Below are 16,978 nucleotides of genomic sequence, written 5' to 3'. Positions count from 1 at the left end.
TCCGATGTAGAGAGGGGCTAGAAATCCCCAAAAACTTCGCTAAACTTGCGTTAAAAACATGGCCACATATCAACAACAGTCCAAGACGCACCAACCGGATTTTTTTATCAAAACACTTCGCGGCCTTCCCGAACCCGAGTAAAAAACCCGGAACGATCGAGTTTATGTGCGTCCTAGACTGAAAAATACTTGCGATCAGCCCTTAGCGACCGTCTTTGTTAATGTCGCCAGGAACAGCGCGTTCCACCCGATCCCAAGCGTCGCGCGTGGCATGCTTCGCTTTGTCCCAAGTCACATTAGACTTACCGCGATTTGTTTCGTAGTCGCGCTGCAAATCCGGTTCGATCTCGTGGAATTGCTTACCAGTAGCGCCATAGCGGCTGTATCCCTCATAGCCGGTGCGGTATGCAGGCTGATAGTCTTCGTAAGTGGCGCTCGTGTCCGCGTAAGGACGGGAAGTGTAATTGCTTTGCCAGTAAGCATCTTCTACCGTGGGGTCGATCGCCTCGGCGACACCTTTGCCGGCCAAACCGCCACTAAACGCACCCACAACAGCGCCCACAACTGCTCCCACTGGCCCGCCAATTGCACCGCCGATCGCAGCACCCGCAGCACCCGCACTCGCCGCACCTATACCCGTTCCCACTGGATGAGCCCCTGTTTCCCCCGAAAGCGGGTCGAGGTTAGCATCAGGTTCATGTACCGTTTTTTTCTCATCGCTCATGATATTTTTTTCCTTTTATCTAACTGTAACTATTATTAAATCTACCTTTTAAATTCATATCTATTCATCTGCCTTAAGGATGAACCTGCTACTTAAAAAAAAGGGGAAGGACAAAACCGTTTTGAACGTACAAAGCGGTTTTACACCCTAACTCAAACGCGGTAAGGTGGGCAATGAAACCTTACCGCGTTAGGTTCAAGTGAGTCCTGAGCTATGGTCAATGGTTTATTCAGGGAAACTCAGAATTGACCAGAAACTTGGGTTAGATATAAATTTGTAGATTTAGTCGTTGCCGCTGACCTTTTCGATAAACTCTTCAGCTTTTTGAACTATGCCTTCTTGCGGGTGTTCTCCCTTGTACTCTTTTAAGCTTTCGTCGTAAACTTTCTCGACCTTGGCAGGATTTTGAGCAGTTTTGACTATATCTTCGTAAGCTGCTTGGGGATTGAGATCCTCGAAACTTTCTGCGGGGTCAGTAATTTTAGCTTCCGGTGGCGCCTGAGTCCTGTCTTGACCTGCGTAAGCACCCTGACTGGGTACTACCGCTAGACCTACCATACTAATGAAAGCCAGCGTACAGACCAGCAAAATGCTTTGAATCAATGTTTGTCCGAGAGCTTTTAAAACCCGCTTCATATCAACTTCTCCTCGTATTTTTCCGCAAAAATTATGGTGTTTGTCGCCCCTTCACTGCGATCGCACATTGACAACCTTGGTTCAAGCGCAATCTTTGTCGCAGCTACCGCATCTAGAGCGAGCGAAAAGGGATGTTTCCGATGATGTCCAATATCTTAAGCGCCTGCTTGTTACAATTACTTCTACCAAAAGATAGATTAGTTAGACAAGCGGAACTCATCTCCTATGAGGGGCGATCGCAATTCCTGCGAGGAACCCTATCTAGGGGTTTTCCCATCAATTACGAAGCCCCTCACTCTTCTCTTTTGGCGCGTCTTTCGCGTCTTCGCAGTTCGGGAGAAAATCCCATTTCCCAACATTTTAAAATGCTATAAATAACCTAAGTAACTACAAAAAAACCTGCTCTATGTCGAGGTTGCGGTTCTGCATAGCTTGTTCAAATAGCTCAGTAGAAAGAGCTTGTTCGACCGACCAAACGCCGGGTCTTTCCAGTTTTCCTTCTAACATTAATTGAGCTATGCTGCCAGTACCGATGCCAGTAGCGGTGGCAGCATTTGGGTGTACCGCTGTCGAGCAAACTTTAGCGGGTTGACCGTTTTTTAGACCGGTCACTTGCGATCGTACTGCCACACCAACCCCACTAAAACTATTAGTAACACTGGTCATCCCATAACTGACGTAGGAGAGAAATTCAATCACGGAGTTATTTTTGAGCCAGCTAGCAGGCCAATACTTGGCAACAAACCAGGTAAGGTGATTGTAAAGGTCGGGAGACGTACCGAATTTAGTCACAACTGATTTGACGGGGAAAGTTTCGGGCAAAGTAATTGCTTCCGGCATATCGAACCAGTAAACCCCTGTTTTACCGTAGGGTGCGGGAAATTCAATTGTTTCGCGATCGCTGTAGGGTTTTACTTGGTGCCACTTGCGCTCTTCCCAAACCTCAAAAGGGGTTTGCAAACCTAAAAAAGTGGTTCTCATTACTGTAACACCAGCGCCACCTGAACCTCCGACTACATAACTCAAATGGATGTGTTCTGGCTCATCTAATTGTTCCACATCTCGGCGCACCATGCTATTAGACACACCGGGAAAAATCCCCGTATTAATAATAGCAGTAATTCCAGCATTTTTAGCAGTTTCACGCAATTCTAAAGCTCGGCGAGTAAAAATGCGGCTGTCGCTGACATCAGTATAATTAACACCTGCTTCTATGCAAGTTTTCAATACACTAGCGTCTCGGTAGTGAAAAGGCCCGGCACAGTGAACGACGAGGTTAGAGGATGAAACCGCTTCGTGCATGGCTGCACTGTCTGCTAAATCTAAAGCTATATACTGCACCCGATCCGGTGGCAATTCCGGCGTAATAGAGCCTTCAGGGTTGCGTCCGGTAATAGTAATTTCTGCATCGGTATGGGTAACAAGGTCTTGGGCCACGCTGCTGCCAATTCGCCCCCGCCCACCGACAATCAAAACTCGATTTGCCATCGCTAAAAAAAGGGTAACGCCACTTCTCAGTTTCTCAACTTGGGGCCGGCGTTTTCATCCGCATAAAGTATGAATTGAGGAGAATGCGAGATGCTGGGGGATCGGCGGCGATCGGCCAGCATCTGCAGATGGGGAGCGACTTCTACCAGGGAGTTGCCTGTTCTGCGAAATTAGAGTTTTGGCTGCGAAGCTAAGTTAAAAAATGCCTTCAGCGTTAACTTGTTCTTCTAATATTGAGAATTTTATCGATGGAATATGCTATCTGATGCAAAAATATTTTAACAGCTTTGATGGAATGGGAACCGCCGCCCCCGATCGCGAAAAATGCACAAGATTTAGAAAAGGTATGGAGGGCGATCGCCCGCCGTTTTACTTTCACAGGGAATCAACCGGAAAAAAGTATCGCACTCGCGCACTGATAAATCAATACAAACAAACGCAGATGTGATTCATCTGCGTTTATTTGCGTTCATCTGCGCTTACTAAAAATCTTACTTCTCATTACTGCGAAATATCGACTTACCCTTCGCTTTCAGAGTATTAGCCGCATCTGCGAAAGTCTGGGCGATCGGCTGCTGCGAGTGCATGAAAACGCGAGCGGTATTGCGTCCCGGCATCCCCGAAATCGAGCCGCCCGGATGCGTTCCCGCCCCCGTCAGAAACAAACCGTCTATCGGCGTTTTGTAATTAGCTAACTCCGGCAAAGGACGGAAAAAGATCATCTGATCCAGCGTCATATCAACGTGATAATAATTCCCCTTCAACGCCCCCAAACGTTCTCCCAATTCCGCCGGACTTTCCACGCGGCGGCCGATAATTGACTTCTTGATATTCGGTGCATATTCTGCCAATTTGTCAATACAGCGATCGGCAACTTTGTTTTTCAGCTCATCCGTCCAGCCCGTACCGTGCTGGCCGGTTCCTTCAGCATTTTCGATCATGTAAGGAGCAAAAAATTCAATCCAAGCTGTATGATGTCCGGGGGGAGCCATTGACGGGTCTCGTACCGTCGGAAACACTACATACATCGATGGGTCAGAGTCGGGGATTCTGCCGATTGAAGGGTCGCTGTGAGAAATTTCAACGTGTCTCACCGAGTCTGCAATTAAAACCGACCCCATTAAATATTCGTCTCGATGATTCCAGCGATCGAACTTGGGCATTTCATTGAGGGCTAAGTCTATTTTGAGAATAGTCTCGTTGTTGTTAACAATTTTGCGCTCCAATCTTTCCCGCAAATCCGGGTCGGCAGCATCGACATCGCTATCATCCATTAAATGCAGAAACAAGCGCTTAGCATCAATATTAGAAATGACACCTTTTGTAGCGCGGTATTCCGTGCCGCCGGCCACTCGAACTCCCACAGCGCGACCGTCATCAACTAATATTTTTTCGACGTGCTGATCGGTAAGTACCACACCCGAGTAACTTTTCACTAGATTGAGCAGCGCTTGCACTAATGCACCTGTCCCGCCGCGCGGTCTTGCCATGCCGGGATTGTGCCTCATTGCCAGCATAATTGCGCCTACAGCCAGGGTTTTTTGCGAAGGAGGCGCGCCGAGTTCTGCGGCTAATCTTGCTAGCGGTGCTTTGATAAATTCCTCGTCAAACCACTCGTTGAGAAGGTCTTCAGCGCTGGTGAGCATCGTGCGAATAAAGTCCAGCGTTTTGTCGGGGGAACCGATGACTGACAATAAATCTTTGATCTTTGAAATATCGTAGTTGCCCAGAATATCTATGATGGATTTTGGTGGCGCATTAAACATCGGAACCATTGCACCTAAAGCCCGCTGCCAAAAGTCTGTATATTCGGCATATTTTTTAGCATCGCGCTCGTTGTAGCGGGCAATTTCAGCACAAGTTTTTTCTACGGATTTGTGCGCTAAGAAATATTTGCCATCGGGATGCGGACAAAAGGCCACTGGATCGCAGAAAAGATATTCTAAACCGTATTTTTCCAGCTCTAATTCTTCTACAACTGGCCCTAAATGGATAAATTCATGGTCGATCGCACAAAGATTGAATTTAAAATCCGGCAATTCGGGAATGGCAGCTTCGGTAGTTGCCGCGCCGCCGGGAACTGAACGTTTTTCTAACAAGAGGACAGTATATCCAGCTTTCAGCAGATAAGACGCACAGACGAGTCCGTTGTGACCTGCGCCTATGATAATGACATCATACGTTTGCATAAATGAAGTTCTAGGGAGTGGATATTTTGCTTATTTTACAAATGTTAACAACTTGGCTGTCTCTACCAATAGAAATAGATTCATTGTCACTAAGCCGTTTTAGCATATTACAAAAGATGGAGCTTTGACAAAATGCTGTTGTGCAATCGCCCTTATTTATTCTTAAACTTACAGACTGACCGCCGTTATAAAATCGCGCCAATATTGTACTCTATTTAGCCACATTTATCTGCCTTCAATTAAAAAGTTAAGCAAACGAAGTAAGAAGGAAGAAGGAACAGGAAAGGGGGCATAGGAAATAGGGAAGAGAAACAGTTTTGAGATTGCTTTTTTCCTTGCAACACGGCGAGTGGAAGGAGTTAAGCCCTAGGAAAATTACTTACTCCACACTCAAAACTGCTAGTCCATTACCAATTAGTCCATTAAGAGATATTACTTTAGTTGCTTGAGCGCCGCCTCAGCTTTTTGTACACCATCATTGTTGCCTTGCTGGCGGTAAGTATCAAGGGCTTGTTGAAAAGCTTCAATTGCTTCGGATTTGCGATCGCGCGCTTTGAGTGCCGTACCCATATTGTAATAAGCTTCGGCCCTATTTGGATCGAGCTTAATCACTCGCCCAAAAGTGGTAATTGCTCCTAAAAAATCTTGTTTTTCTAGTTGAATTTCCCCGATTCCTGCGTGTGCTTCCACTAAATTTGGTCGCACCGCAATAGCCCGCTGATAAGCGGCCATCGCTCCGTCTAAGTCGTTTTGACCCTTGAGAACTTCGCCAATTTGTAACTGCACTTCTGGATTCCGAGGCTCTAGTTTTGCTGCTTCTTCAAAAGCTGCTAGCCCTTCGGAAGTATAGCCGGCACGCAGCAAAGCAGTACCTAATTTTAACTGGACACCGGCTTGTTTGGGAGCGAGTTCGGCTGCTTGTTGGAGCACGGTGACAGCACTGGCAAAACTTCCCTGCTGGATCAATACTAAACCCATTGAAGAATAAGCTTGCCAATTTTTCTGGTCGAGGGCGATCGCCTCTTGGTATGCTTTAAAAGCACCGCTGTAATCTTTTTGCTGAAAAAGTACCACTCCCAGACCGATGCGGGCATTGACATTTTTGCGATCGAGTTGGGCTGCGCGGCGGTAAGCTGTGGCTGCTGCGGGATAGTTTTGCAAATTCGCCATTGCATATCCTAATGCGTATTGGAAGTCAGCATTCTTCGGTTCGAGACCGATCGCTTGTTGGTAAAATTCCACTGAGGCTTGATAGTTGCCTTGACGTGCTTCTAAATAGCCAATACCAGAAAAAATGCGGGGATTTTCTGTATCTAAACGCGCCGCTTCCTGATAAATGGCGATCGCCTTACTGTAGTCTCCTAAATCTACCAACTCGCGCCCTTGGCGCAGCAAAGCATCTACATTTGAATTATTTTGAGGTTTGACTTCAACTGACGTTTCTGCTGAGAGCGCTATCTGCGGCACTGCGACAGCGAAGCCTGCTACTAGCAACGTACTGAATACCAAGAGACTTTGTTTATACACGGCTATTTGTTTCAAAGAGTGTGTGGAATGAAAGAGCGAGTTGCTGTCACCTTGTTAAGCTGACAGCTTAGGGTTTACCAGGAATTTTTGAGCGGCGAGATGTAGTAAATCTACAGAACAAGACCCACTCAAAATTTTCGCGATTGAGGCCAACTGATGATTGTAACAACAACTGATATCATCCAAGGAGCAGAAATTCAATCTTACCTGGGAATTGTAACTGCTGAGGTGGTTTACGGAACCAACGCCCTGCGAGATTTCTTCGCGGGCATTCGCGACATCATCGGCGGGCGCACCGGCAGTTACGAGGAAGTTTTTCTCAAAGGACAGCGAGATGCCCTCGCAGAACTGGAAAAACGGGCGCAGCGCCTGGGCGCCAATGCCGTAATCGGGGTGGAAGTTGACACCGGCACGATTAATGTAGACTCGAACGGGGCTTTGCTGCTGATTACTGCCGTTGGAACGGCTGTAAGATTGCGTTAAGCTGTCTTTCCTGTATACATCCGCATTTCCTGTATACGTCCCCCAACTTTTCTAACGGGATAAAAAAGTCATCAGTCATCACTCATCAGTCATCAGTTATCACTGATTAGCTAATAGCGGGTGGCTGGGGGCGGATGACTTTTTGGTTTCTTTCTTCAGACATAGAGACTGGTTATTTCCCCAGGCAGATATAGTTTTTATCAATCTCAGCCACAATCAATGCTTAGGTGAAAGATTGTTAAAAATTAAAGCAAATCTAAGAGGAAAGAAAAACCTATGTCATACGTAAATAGACCTGTAGATAACGTTGGTACCGAACCCGTGGTTGTGAATTCAGTCATGGAATACCACGATCGAGTACGTTGGGGCCCGATTTTTTCGGGTTTGGTAATTGCGATCGGCACACAACTGGTGTTAAGTGCATTGGGTGCTGCGATCGGCTTAAGCAACATTGCTAATTCAGGAGCTCCGCGCAGTATTTCAGGGGACGTGGGTGCCGGCGTCGGAATTTGGTCAATTATCAGTTTGTTAATTAGCTTGGCCGTGGGCGGTTGGGTAACTGCTCGGGCTTGCGGCCCGATGAACCGCAACACAGCACTTTTAAATGGAGCAATTTTGTGGGCAACTACCTTAACAATTGGCTCTTGGCTGTTAGCAAATGGCGTGGCAGGTACTTTTGGCGTAATAGCTGCGAATGCGGGAGAAGCAATTAATCAAGCGCAGCAGGGTGGGGTGAATTTGCCGAACCGAGCACCTAACGTATCTGCTCAGGATGCTCGCAATCTTGCTGGTAATGCTGCGAAAGCTGGTTGGTCGTTTTTGTTCGGCTCACTATTGGGTTTAGTTGCTGCGATGGTAGGAGCATCTGCCGGCGCGCGCACTCCCCGGAATTACTCGTAAAAGTTTCGTCAGAGACGGAAAGTTTATATTCAGGAAAGCACTTTTTTTTAAGGTGCTTTTTTGTTGGTTTCTCGTTCCCCGGTTCTACCGGGGAACAAGTATAAGAACGAGAAAAACCACAGAAAAAAGTGCGAGGCGCACCCTATAAATTAAGCGCTGAAGTATTTGGCTGCTGGGTGATAGGTGATAATTGCGGTTGTTGATTGTTCGGGATAAAGTTGTTCGCTTTCATCCATGTAGAGCTTAATGCGATCGCACTTTAACAATTCCAGTTGCTTGTACTGATCCGCCATATTCGGACAAGCAGGATAGCCGAAACTGTACCGCGAACCGCGATATCTTTGTGCCAGCATATCGCGAATGTTGTCCGGTTCTTCGCTACCAAATCCCAATTCCCGGCGAATCCGCGCGTGAGTCCATTCTGCTATTGCTTCCGCTGTCTGAACCGCTAACCCGTGAAAGTAGAGATAATCGGTATATTGATTGTTAGCAAATAGCTTCTGCGCGTACTCTGTAGCAATCTCCCCCACTGTCGCTACTTGCATCGGAAATACATCGATTTTACCGGATTCTTTGGGGGCGAAGAAGTCGGCAATGCACAGCCTGCGCGCCGATTTTTGGCGGGGAAATGTGAATGTTGCAGCGGGTGTCGATACATCTTGCCCGTTATTCATGATTTCGGGCTGATACACATACAAAGAATTGCCTTCAGCTTGACAGGGAAAATACCCGTAGATGGCTTGGGGATGCAACAGCTTCTCAGTGATAATTTTGTGTTTCCACTCTTCCAATTTCGGATAAACTGTCTCAGCTAAGAAAGCGTCGTATTCTTCCCGCGATTGGTCTTTGGGCTTGCGGAACTGCCACTGGCCTGCAACTAAAGCTTGCAAATCTAAGTGCCAGAAAATCTCCTCAAAGGGGATGTCTTCTCCCTGCAACAGTTTCGTTCCCCAGAAAGGAGGAGTCGGGCGATCGATATCTGCTGCCACTGCTTCGGATCGCCTGGTATCGATGACCACAGGAGTGTCTGCTTTCTTCGCATCTTCTACAGAAGTTTGTGGCGAAGTTTTAGCTTCTTTAACCGCCCCATTATCCTGCCCTATTTCATCTAAAAATCCTTGCAAGTCTTCCCATTTGCCAGCAGATTTTGCTGGCATGAGTTTGTCCATAAAGTGCAAGTCGGAAAACGCATCTTTGCCGTAAACGACTTTACCTTTGTAGGTATTTTGGCAGTCTTCATGTACAAACTTGGGAGTCAAAGCCGCGCCGCCCAAAATGACCGGAACCGTGATTCCTTTCTGGTTGAATACTTCCAGATTTTCTTTCATGAATGCGGTGGATTTTACCAGCAAGCCACTCATAGCAATACAGTCGGCTTTGTGCTTTTCGTAGGCTTCGATGATATTGTCAACCGACTGTTTAATACCCAAGTTAATCACTCGGTAGCCGTTGTTTGATAGGATAATATCAACCAAGTTTTTGCCGATATCGTGAACGTCGCCTTTGACAGTAGCGATGATGAATGTTCCTTTGGCGTTGTCCCCGGATTCGGACTTTTCCATGTACGGTTCTAAATAGGCAACGGCGGCTTTCATGGTTTCAGCTGACTGCAATACAAATGGCAGTTGCATTTGTCCCGAACCGAACAATTCTCCGACTACTTTCATGCCGTCTAGCAAGAAGGTATTGATAATGTGGAGGGGCGGATAGGTTTCTAATGCTTTGGCGAGTTGGATGTCGAGCCCAATGCGTTCGCCGTCGATGATGTGCTGCTTGAGACGTTCTTCTACCGGGAGGCTTGCGTCTTCTGTACGATCGCGCTTGGTAGTTTTGCCCGCAAACACCGTTGTCAGGTCGCCCAAGGGGTCGTAAACGCAAATTTCGCCGTCAAACTCGCGTTCGTCGTAAATGAGTTTACGGCAGATTTCTTGGTGTTTGGGGTCGATTTTGGCGAGGGGCAAAATCTTATTAGCGCTGACAATTGCCGAGTCCATCCCGGCTTGCATTGCTTCGTGCAAAAACATGGAATTCAAAACTTGCCGCGCCGCCGGATTCAAGCCGAAGGAAATGTTAGAAACTCCTAAAATTACGTGACATCCTGGCAATTCTTGGCGGATGCGGCGGATGGATTCGATGGTAGCCTTGCCGTTTTTTCTGTCTTCTTCTATCCCGGTAGAAATTGGCAAAGCTAGGGTGTCAAAAAAGATTTCCTCGGCGGGAATTCCGTAGGCGACGGCGGCGTTATATGCGCGCTGGGCGATCGCAAATTTTTGGTCAGCAGTTCTGGCCATCCCGTCTTCGTCAATTGTACCGATAACTATGCCCGCGCCGTATTTTTTCGCCAACTCTAAAACTTGATAAAAACGCGGTTCTCCGTCTTCGTAGTTAGTGGAATTAAGCAAACATTTGCCGCCCGCAACTTTTAAGCCTGCTTCCATCTTTTCCCATTCTGTGGAATCCAGCATTAAAGGGAGAGTTGCATTAGTCACAACGCGGGAAACTAATTCTTTCATGTCGCGCACGCCGTCGCGGCCGACATAATCAACGTTGACATCGAGAATGTGCGCGCCTTCTCGCACTTGTTCCCTGGCCATTGCGACTAAACCGTCCCAGTCTTCCGCGTTTAGCAAATCGCGGCATTTTTTGGAACCGCTGGCGTTGAGTCTTTCGCCGACAATTAAGAAGGAATTCTCTTGTTCGTAGGGTTGGGCGGTGTAAATTGAAGCGGCGGAAGGTTCCCAAGTAAATTCGCGGATTTTGGGTTTAAGAGTTTTGCCAATTTCTGATAGTTCGCGGATGTGATCGTAGCGGGTGCCGCAGCAGCCACCAATGACTTGCACGCCTAAGTCTTCGACAAAGCGCATCAAGGCCATTTTTAATTCTATTGGCGTGAGTTTGTAGTGCGCGTGCCCGCCGATGTTTTCGGGTAAACCAGCGTTGGGAACGCAGGAAACGACGAAGGGCGAATGTTCGGAAAGGTATTTGACGTGTTCGGCCATGCGATCGGGCCCGGTGGCGCAGTTCAGGCCTAAAATGTCGATCGGGTACGGCTGCAAAATGGCTAGGGCGGCGCTGATGTCGGAACCGACTAACATTGTGCCGGTGGCTTCCATTGTGACTGATACCATTAACGGAATTCGCGCACCTTTTTTCTTAAATACTTCTTCAATAGCATTTAATGCTGATTTAATTTGCAGCACATCTTGACAAGTTTCGACAATAAATAAGTCAACGCCGCCGTCATAAAGTCCTTCTGCTTGTTCGGTAAAAGCGGCGGTGAGTGTGTCGAAATCGATGTGTCCTAATGTGGGCAATTTGGTGCCTGGCCCGATCGATCCTGCGACAAATCGAGGTTTTTCTGGCGTGGAAAATTCGGCGGCGATACCCTTGGCAAGTTCGGCGGCAGTTTTGTTGAGATAATATGCTTTGTCTGCCAAATCGTACTCGGCGAGTACGATGGAAGCAGCGCCAAAGGTGTCTGTTTCGATGACATCGGCCCCTGCTTCGAGGAATCCCCGGTGCACGTTGGCGACGGCTTCCGGTTTGGTGTGGACGAGATATTCGTTGCAGCCTTCGTATTCTTTGCCGCCAAAGTCTTCTGCGGTGAGGTTTTGGACTTGCAGGTTGGTTCCCATCGCGCCGTCGAAGACGATGACGGGGCGCGAGGGGTGGTGGAGGCGATCGAGGAATTTGCTATTCATAAGCGGTCAAAAAAAACGCCGGTGCTATATATTTACAATTTTATCTATTGTGCAATATTGTCAACAATTATGTGACTGTTGGCAAACGACTAATTACTTAAAGATTTAATGCTCCTGACAATAGTTCGATCGTACCTGTAATTTTACCGATCGCCCTGGATTCTTGTCAAAATTCTGTTGTGGGTGAGGCTGCGTGGGGAAAACCGGCGAGTTGCAAGGGATTTTTTCGCTTAACTGCTGACGAATTTTGCGAAAGTGCGATCGCCACAATTAAACGAGTTATATAGCAGTCCTAAATGACTCGTTTATTTTTACCCCACCCCAACCCTCCCCTAACCCGCTGGGAGTCCGTAATAAATTTAGACATGATGCGAGGATTGCTATATAACTAAAGCATTAAGATTTCTTTCTCATTTTTCTGTTGGAAGGTCTTTTAGGCAGTCGCTTAATTTCACTTTCGCCTCCTTGAACTTCTACTTGTTGGAGATTTTCTTCTACTTTTTCTATAACTTCTAAATCAACAATTTCAACATCGCCCCCGCTGATTTCTTCCTCTTCCTCAATCTCCTCCGAATTCGGTTCATTAACGATTAACTGCACGGCTAACAGAGAAGGGTGAACGGGCAATTGTGCGATTTCTTTACTAATTTCAACTTCTCCCATCCGATGCTCAATTTCCGCCGATAAATCTTCCTCGGTAGCAGGAAAGTTATCAATTTCTTGACTAATTTCAGTTTCTCTGATTTCCTTGTCTACTAGCTGCATGGATAACTGCTGCTTTTCCCTTGACAATTCCTCAACCTTAGTCGCAAGCATTCTAATCTGTTCGTTGAGAACGCGAATTTCTCGGTTTTGCTGCTGAATCATTTCTTCGGCATCAGCAAGAGTTCGATTTCTCTCTAATATCACTTCATTTTTAGTTTCTAATTCCAAAGCGCTCATAGCCGCTTTAATTACATTATAAAAATGCGGCTTAGATACATCAACTTGTTTAGCATTATGGCGACTTTTTCCCAAAAGTCCAATCTTTTGTCCTTGCTTAACAGCCAAAACAAAACCTTGATGATTTTTTATTTTTAATTCTTTGACAAAATCTACTTGAACTAAACTGCAAATATATTTGTGACAGTCAAAATAAAATTCTGCTTTCATCAAAAAGCACCCCTTTCTGCTACAGTCCCGCAGAATTATAGCATGAACAACGTTAAAACTCGAACAAAATTTATAAAAATAGGGTGGGCGCGGAGGGCTGTATGCTAATTTATAAATGTATGCGATGTCAAGAGTTGTTCAGGACTTATGCGAAAAATCGTTTGGCGCGCTAATTCTAGCAGTAATGGGCGCATTGCGCCCCTAAAAAATTAGGTTCTGCGGGCAGGAATTTAAATATTTTGGCTTAGCAAAACTCGCCAACTGCGACATATTTGATAAATTAATTGTTTTTTTTGCTGACATAAGCGATTTCCAATCCGTGACGATAATAAGCTGTTTCTAAATCAACCCTTTCAGTTTTAACATCAGGTTCTAATTCAAAAAAGCTTAGCTGAATAGGCTCATTTGTTTTTTGAGCTTTGTTAAACTTACTCAAAAGTCTTTCTTCTAAATGCTGGTGTGATTCTAAATTGCCATCTGAAAGAATGTGATTAATTTGTAAATTAAATTTTTTAAGTTTGTGGCAAAGTAAAATAGTCCTATGACAAGTAATCGGGTCTTTTTCCGCACACATTAAACTGATTTTATAATTGGCTGCGCCTTGGAGCAAGCGCTGAATTCCTGCGGAAAATAGAGGAGTTGCTGCTATGCGATCGTATAAAGCTTTACCGCTAGTATCGTAACAGCTTAAATCCTCTGGTCTTGCGCCTAACTCTTTGCCTAAAAAAACATAGTGAATGCCAACATTTGACAGAGAAGCTTTAATTTCTGATTTATTAAAATGAGGTAAATAGCGGCTGAAAGGATGCGATCGCACGTCCGCAACCGCCGTAATTCCGTGTTGTTGCAGCAGCAAAACAAACGCTTCAATACTCAGATTGGAGTGTCCGATCGTCAATAATTCCATTGCTTCGCTCTTACTATTCAGTCCGCCTGCCCCAAGGAGAGTTTTTGCAGCCCGATGGTTTCAACCTGTAGACTTCAACCTGTGGGTTTTTTCACCAACTTTTGAATCAAAAGTTGCACAGCCAGCAGCATCAAACCCAAAGACGCAAAAGCAAAAACACCCGCGCCCAAAGCCACAATCCCCATGACTAAAGTTCGCACAGCCGCGCCAATATTAATCGCAGTCACATTGTCAGAATGAATGGGCGAATTTGCAAAAGTTTGGACGATCGACAAAGTTAGGGCGTACAAAGCCGCCGCAAAGCCGCCCGCGATCAGCGAACCAATCACGCACCGCAAAATCGTCGGTGGTGTGGAAGATGCAGAGGTTGCATCTCCAGCCGAACTCAGAGGTTTAGAAGTAGAATTTGGATTAGTTAAATCAGTCATTGCGATTTTAGATTTTAGATTTTAGATTTTAGATTTTTGGTTAATTCACCAAAACTAAAATCTCTGTTGAATGACATTTTATCAGTTCTTCGATCTCCATACACTCTGCGAAAAGTTAGATTCATCTTGACCCATAGCCTATTAGACAGCTTTAACTCGGATCAGGATCGCACCCTCTTCGAGTTACACCCTCGGAATCGGCGCTTTTACATCATTTCCCTCCGACAAAATCCGAATCCCAGTATTGCTAAACTGTGCTACCCAAAAATCCAAATCGGGAGAAGCGAGATCACTTTTAACCCGTTCCAAAATTTGCTGAGCTTGCTCTGGAGACTCCGCCAGCGCAAACACCGTGGGTCCGGAACCCGACATCATCGTTCCCAAAACCCCCGCCGACTCAAAAGCCTCCCGCAACTGCAACACCTGCGGGTACACAGGTAAAGCAACTTTTTCTAAATCGTTGTGCAGCAATTGACCAATTTTCGATCGATCTTTTTGGGCGATCGCCCCCACCATCGGGCCCGAATGCAGCCGTTCCCGGCGGCACTCCAAATCTTCCGCTGCACAATAGGAACTACTGAACTGCTGGCGATAAGTTTGATACGCCCATGCAGTAGAAATACTGAGATTGCGGTACTTTGCCAACACCACAGAAAAGCCCCCTAAATCTGGCAGCGGCGACAGTTTATCCCCGCCACCAGTTGCCAAAGCCGTACCTCCAGCAATGCAAAAAGGCACATCCGAACCCAAAGTTCCCCCCAACTCTTGCAACTCCGAGTGAGTAAGTCCCAATTGCCACAGCAAATCCATCCCCACTAAAACCGCAGCCGCATTTGCAGAACCGCCCGCGAGCCCCGCCGCTACCGGAATCTGCTTGTGAATGGCAATCTCCACTCCGCCGTATTTCGCCAAAGCATCGGGGAATTGCTTCGCCAACAAATCCGCCGCTCGGTAAGCCAGGTTATTCTTATCAGGAGGGACTTGCGGGTGATCGCAGCGCACGCGAATCGTGTCCGTACCGATCGCGCGCAAGTCAATTCGATCGGCTAAATCTATGCTTTGAAGTACCATCGCCAGTTCGTGATATCCGTCGGGGCGATCGCCTATGATTTCCAGATACAGATTGATTTTTGCTGAAGCTAGTAGAGAATATGAACGCATAGGTGATTAAGCCGCAGGTGAAAGAAACCCCTGGTTGAAATTAATTGACACCAGTCCGAGTCCATTTTCTCACAACTCAAAGGAAATATTATGCAGGAAATGTGGAAAACTTTTTTTAGTTCCGGGTCATTTATTCCTCACGGTCACTGCTATCTCTGGCATACCCCGTTAGTCTGGCTTCACGTTGCCTCAGATTCTATAATTGCACTGGCATATTTTTCCATCCCGATTACATTGGTTTATTTTATTTCCAAACGCCAAGATTTGCCCTTTGATTGGATCTTTGGCCTGTTTGGAGCCTTTATCGTCGCCTGTGGCCTCACTCACATATTTGAACTCTGGACACTTTGGCATCCTACCTATTGGCTTTCAGGAACAATGAAAGCAATTACTGCCTTTATTTCATTTGCTACAGCCATACTTTTGGTAGACTTAATTCCTCAAGCCCTCGCACTTCCTAGTCCCGCACAGTTAGAATCCGCCAACCAACTCCTAGAAGCTGAAATTGTTGAGCGCCAATTAGCAGAAGCTGCACTACAACAAGCTAAAGAAGAATTAGAGATTCGAGTTGAGGAACGCACGGCAGAGTTAAAGTCTCAAACTCAACATTTAGAATTCGCCAACCGACTCCTAGCATCTGAAATTGTCGATCGCCAATTAGCAGAAGCTGCACTACAACAAGCTAAAGAAGAATTAGAAATTAGAGTTGAGGAACGCACGGCAGAGTTAACGTTTCAAACTCAACAGCTCGAACAAGCCTTGTCTGAATTGAAGCAGGCTCAATCAAAGCTAATTCAGAGCGAAAAAATGTCATCTTTGGGGCAATTGGTCGCTGGGGTTGCTCATGAAATCAACAATCCGATTAACTTTATTTACGGCAATATTACTCACACCCGCCAGTATGCGAATAGTTTGCTAGAACTGGTGAATCTCTATCAAGAGCAGTATCCGAATCCCCTACCTATAGTTCACGAAACAATCGAGTCTGTAGATTTAGATTTTATCATTTCTGACCTGCCAAAAATATTAACTTCAATGAAAAATGGTGCCGAGCGCATTCTCGGTATTGTCAAGTCGCTGCGAATTTTTTCTCGCCATGACGAAGCAGAAAGGAAATTAGCCGACATTCATGAAGGAATTGACAGCACACTGATGATTTTGCAAAGCCGATTGAATGCTAAGCCCGGTTTGTGGAGCATTCAAGTTATCAAAGAATATGGCACTTTACCGAAAATAGAGTGCTATCCCGGACAGCTAAATCAAGTATTTATGAATATCATCGCTAATGCTATTGATGCTTTAGAAGAGGACTGCCACAGCGCGTCGATTGCAGCCAATGAAGCTAATCCCCGCATGATCAAAATTTCTACTAAACTTTTAGACAGTGAAGTGGTAGAAATCCGAATTAGCAACAACGGGCCAGAAATAACAGAATCCGTGAGGAACCACTTATTTAATCCATTTTTTACCACTAAACCAGTAGGCAAAGGCATAGGATTGGGTTTATCGATCGGCTATCAAATTATCACAGTAAGACATCAAGGCGAATTGCAGTGTATTTCTGCACCGGGCCAAGGTGCCGAATTTATTATTAAAATTCCGATTAGCCTGCAATAAACCTTTAAAAATCCCCAAAAACTTAAATTCAAATGTTAGTAGTCACACCCCACATTTCTTATAAA

General features: G+C 46.0%; 14 protein-coding genes. 4 read left to right on the top strand and 10 right to left on the bottom strand.

Translation table 11 applies throughout. The annotated features are described in order from the left end of the window. Positions 1-202 precede the first annotated feature (202 nt). From QT994_RS06205 to QT994_RS06195, 3 genes are all read right to left on the bottom strand, one after another. Positions 203-724 (bottom strand): hypothetical protein, encoded by a 522-nt coding sequence (locus QT994_RS06205; protein WP_333046277.1) that lies wholly within the window; start codon positions 722-724, stop codon positions 203-205. A 282-nt stretch (positions 725-1,006) separates the two neighbouring features. After that, the gene (locus QT994_RS06200; protein ID WP_333172580.1) at positions 1,007-1,360 is read right to left on the bottom strand and encodes a hypothetical protein; all 354 of its coding nucleotides are present in this window, start codon (positions 1,358-1,360) and stop codon (positions 1,007-1,009) included. Between the two features lie 387 nt (positions 1,361-1,747). Further along, positions 1,748-2,848: a saccharopine dehydrogenase NADP-binding domain-containing protein gene (locus tag QT994_RS06195; RefSeq protein WP_333172577.1), complete on the bottom strand. Its 1,101-nt coding sequence runs from the start codon at positions 2,846-2,848 to the stop codon at positions 1,748-1,750. Between the two features lie 202 nt (positions 2,849-3,050). On the opposite strand from QT994_RS06195, the gene QT994_RS06190 reads away from it, so the two are divergent. After that, positions 3,051-3,296, top strand: a complete 246-nt coding sequence (locus tag QT994_RS06190) for a hypothetical protein (RefSeq protein WP_333172574.1) — start codon at positions 3,051-3,053, stop codon at positions 3,294-3,296. A 43-nt stretch (positions 3,297-3,339) separates the two neighbouring features. Here QT994_RS06190 and crtO read toward each other — a convergent pair whose 3' ends face one another. Both crtO and QT994_RS06180 read right to left on the bottom strand, forming a co-directional pair. Further along, complete coding sequence (crtO, locus tag QT994_RS06185) at positions 3,340-5,037, bottom strand: beta-carotene ketolase CrtO (protein ID WP_333046268.1); 1,698 nt, start codon at positions 5,035-5,037, stop codon at positions 3,340-3,342. A gap of 432 nt (positions 5,038-5,469) precedes the next feature. Next, the gene (locus QT994_RS06180; protein WP_445243877.1) at positions 5,470-6,570 is read right to left on the bottom strand and encodes a tetratricopeptide repeat protein; all 1,101 of its coding nucleotides are present in this window, start codon (positions 6,568-6,570) and stop codon (positions 5,470-5,472) included. Between the two features lie 150 nt (positions 6,571-6,720). Between QT994_RS06180 and QT994_RS06175 the strand changes: the two genes are divergently transcribed. Both QT994_RS06175 and QT994_RS06170 read left to right on the top strand, forming a co-directional pair. Next, positions 6,721-7,047 carry a YbjQ family protein gene (locus QT994_RS06175; protein ID WP_006634531.1) on the top strand — a complete coding sequence of 109 codons (327 nt, stop codon included), beginning with the start codon at positions 6,721-6,723 and terminating at the stop codon, positions 7,045-7,047. 276 nt (positions 7,048-7,323) lie between these two features. Then, positions 7,324-7,947, top strand: a complete 624-nt coding sequence (locus tag QT994_RS06170; RefSeq protein ID WP_333172569.1) for a hypothetical protein — start codon at positions 7,324-7,326, stop codon at positions 7,945-7,947. Positions 7,948-8,096: 149 nt separating this feature from the next. On the opposite strand, the gene metH is transcribed toward QT994_RS06170, so the two are convergent. The 5 genes from metH to ispE form a co-directional block, all read right to left on the bottom strand. After that, positions 8,097-11,648 carry a methionine synthase gene (gene metH, locus QT994_RS06165; protein WP_333172565.1) on the bottom strand — a complete coding sequence of 1,184 codons (3,552 nt, stop codon included), beginning with the start codon at positions 11,646-11,648 and terminating at the stop codon, positions 8,097-8,099. Positions 11,649-12,044: 396 nt separating this feature from the next. Beyond that, positions 12,045-12,800: a hypothetical protein gene (locus QT994_RS06160; RefSeq protein WP_333049359.1), complete on the bottom strand. Its 756-nt coding sequence runs from the start codon at positions 12,798-12,800 to the stop codon at positions 12,045-12,047. Between the two features lie 280 nt (positions 12,801-13,080). Next, a complete protein-coding gene (locus QT994_RS06155) occupies positions 13,081-13,707 on the bottom strand; it encodes a DUF488 domain-containing protein (protein ID WP_333172562.1) in 627 nt (208 codons plus the stop codon). Positions 13,708-13,781: 74 nt separating this feature from the next. Beyond that, positions 13,782-14,135, bottom strand: a complete 354-nt coding sequence (locus tag QT994_RS06150; RefSeq protein ID WP_333172560.1) for a DUF3082 domain-containing protein — start codon at positions 14,133-14,135, stop codon at positions 13,782-13,784. A gap of 183 nt (positions 14,136-14,318) precedes the next feature. Further along, on the bottom strand, positions 14,319-15,296 hold the full coding sequence (ispE, locus tag QT994_RS06145) for a 4-(cytidine 5'-diphospho)-2-C-methyl-D-erythritol kinase (protein ID WP_333172558.1): 978 nt from the start codon (positions 15,294-15,296) through the stop codon (positions 14,319-14,321). A 90-nt stretch (positions 15,297-15,386) separates the two neighbouring features. On the opposite strand from ispE, the gene QT994_RS06140 reads away from it, so the two are divergent. Continuing rightward, a complete protein-coding gene (locus QT994_RS06140; RefSeq protein ID WP_333049353.1) occupies positions 15,387-16,913 on the top strand; it encodes an ATP-binding protein in 1,527 nt (508 codons plus the stop codon). Positions 16,914-16,978 lie beyond the last annotated feature (65 nt).

This window comes from Microcoleus sp. S13_B4, from assembly GCF_036700885.1.
GTDB lineage: Bacteria > Cyanobacteriota > Cyanobacteriia > Cyanobacteriales > Microcoleaceae > Microcoleus.
This window is presented reverse-complemented; position numbering and strand designations above follow the sequence as displayed.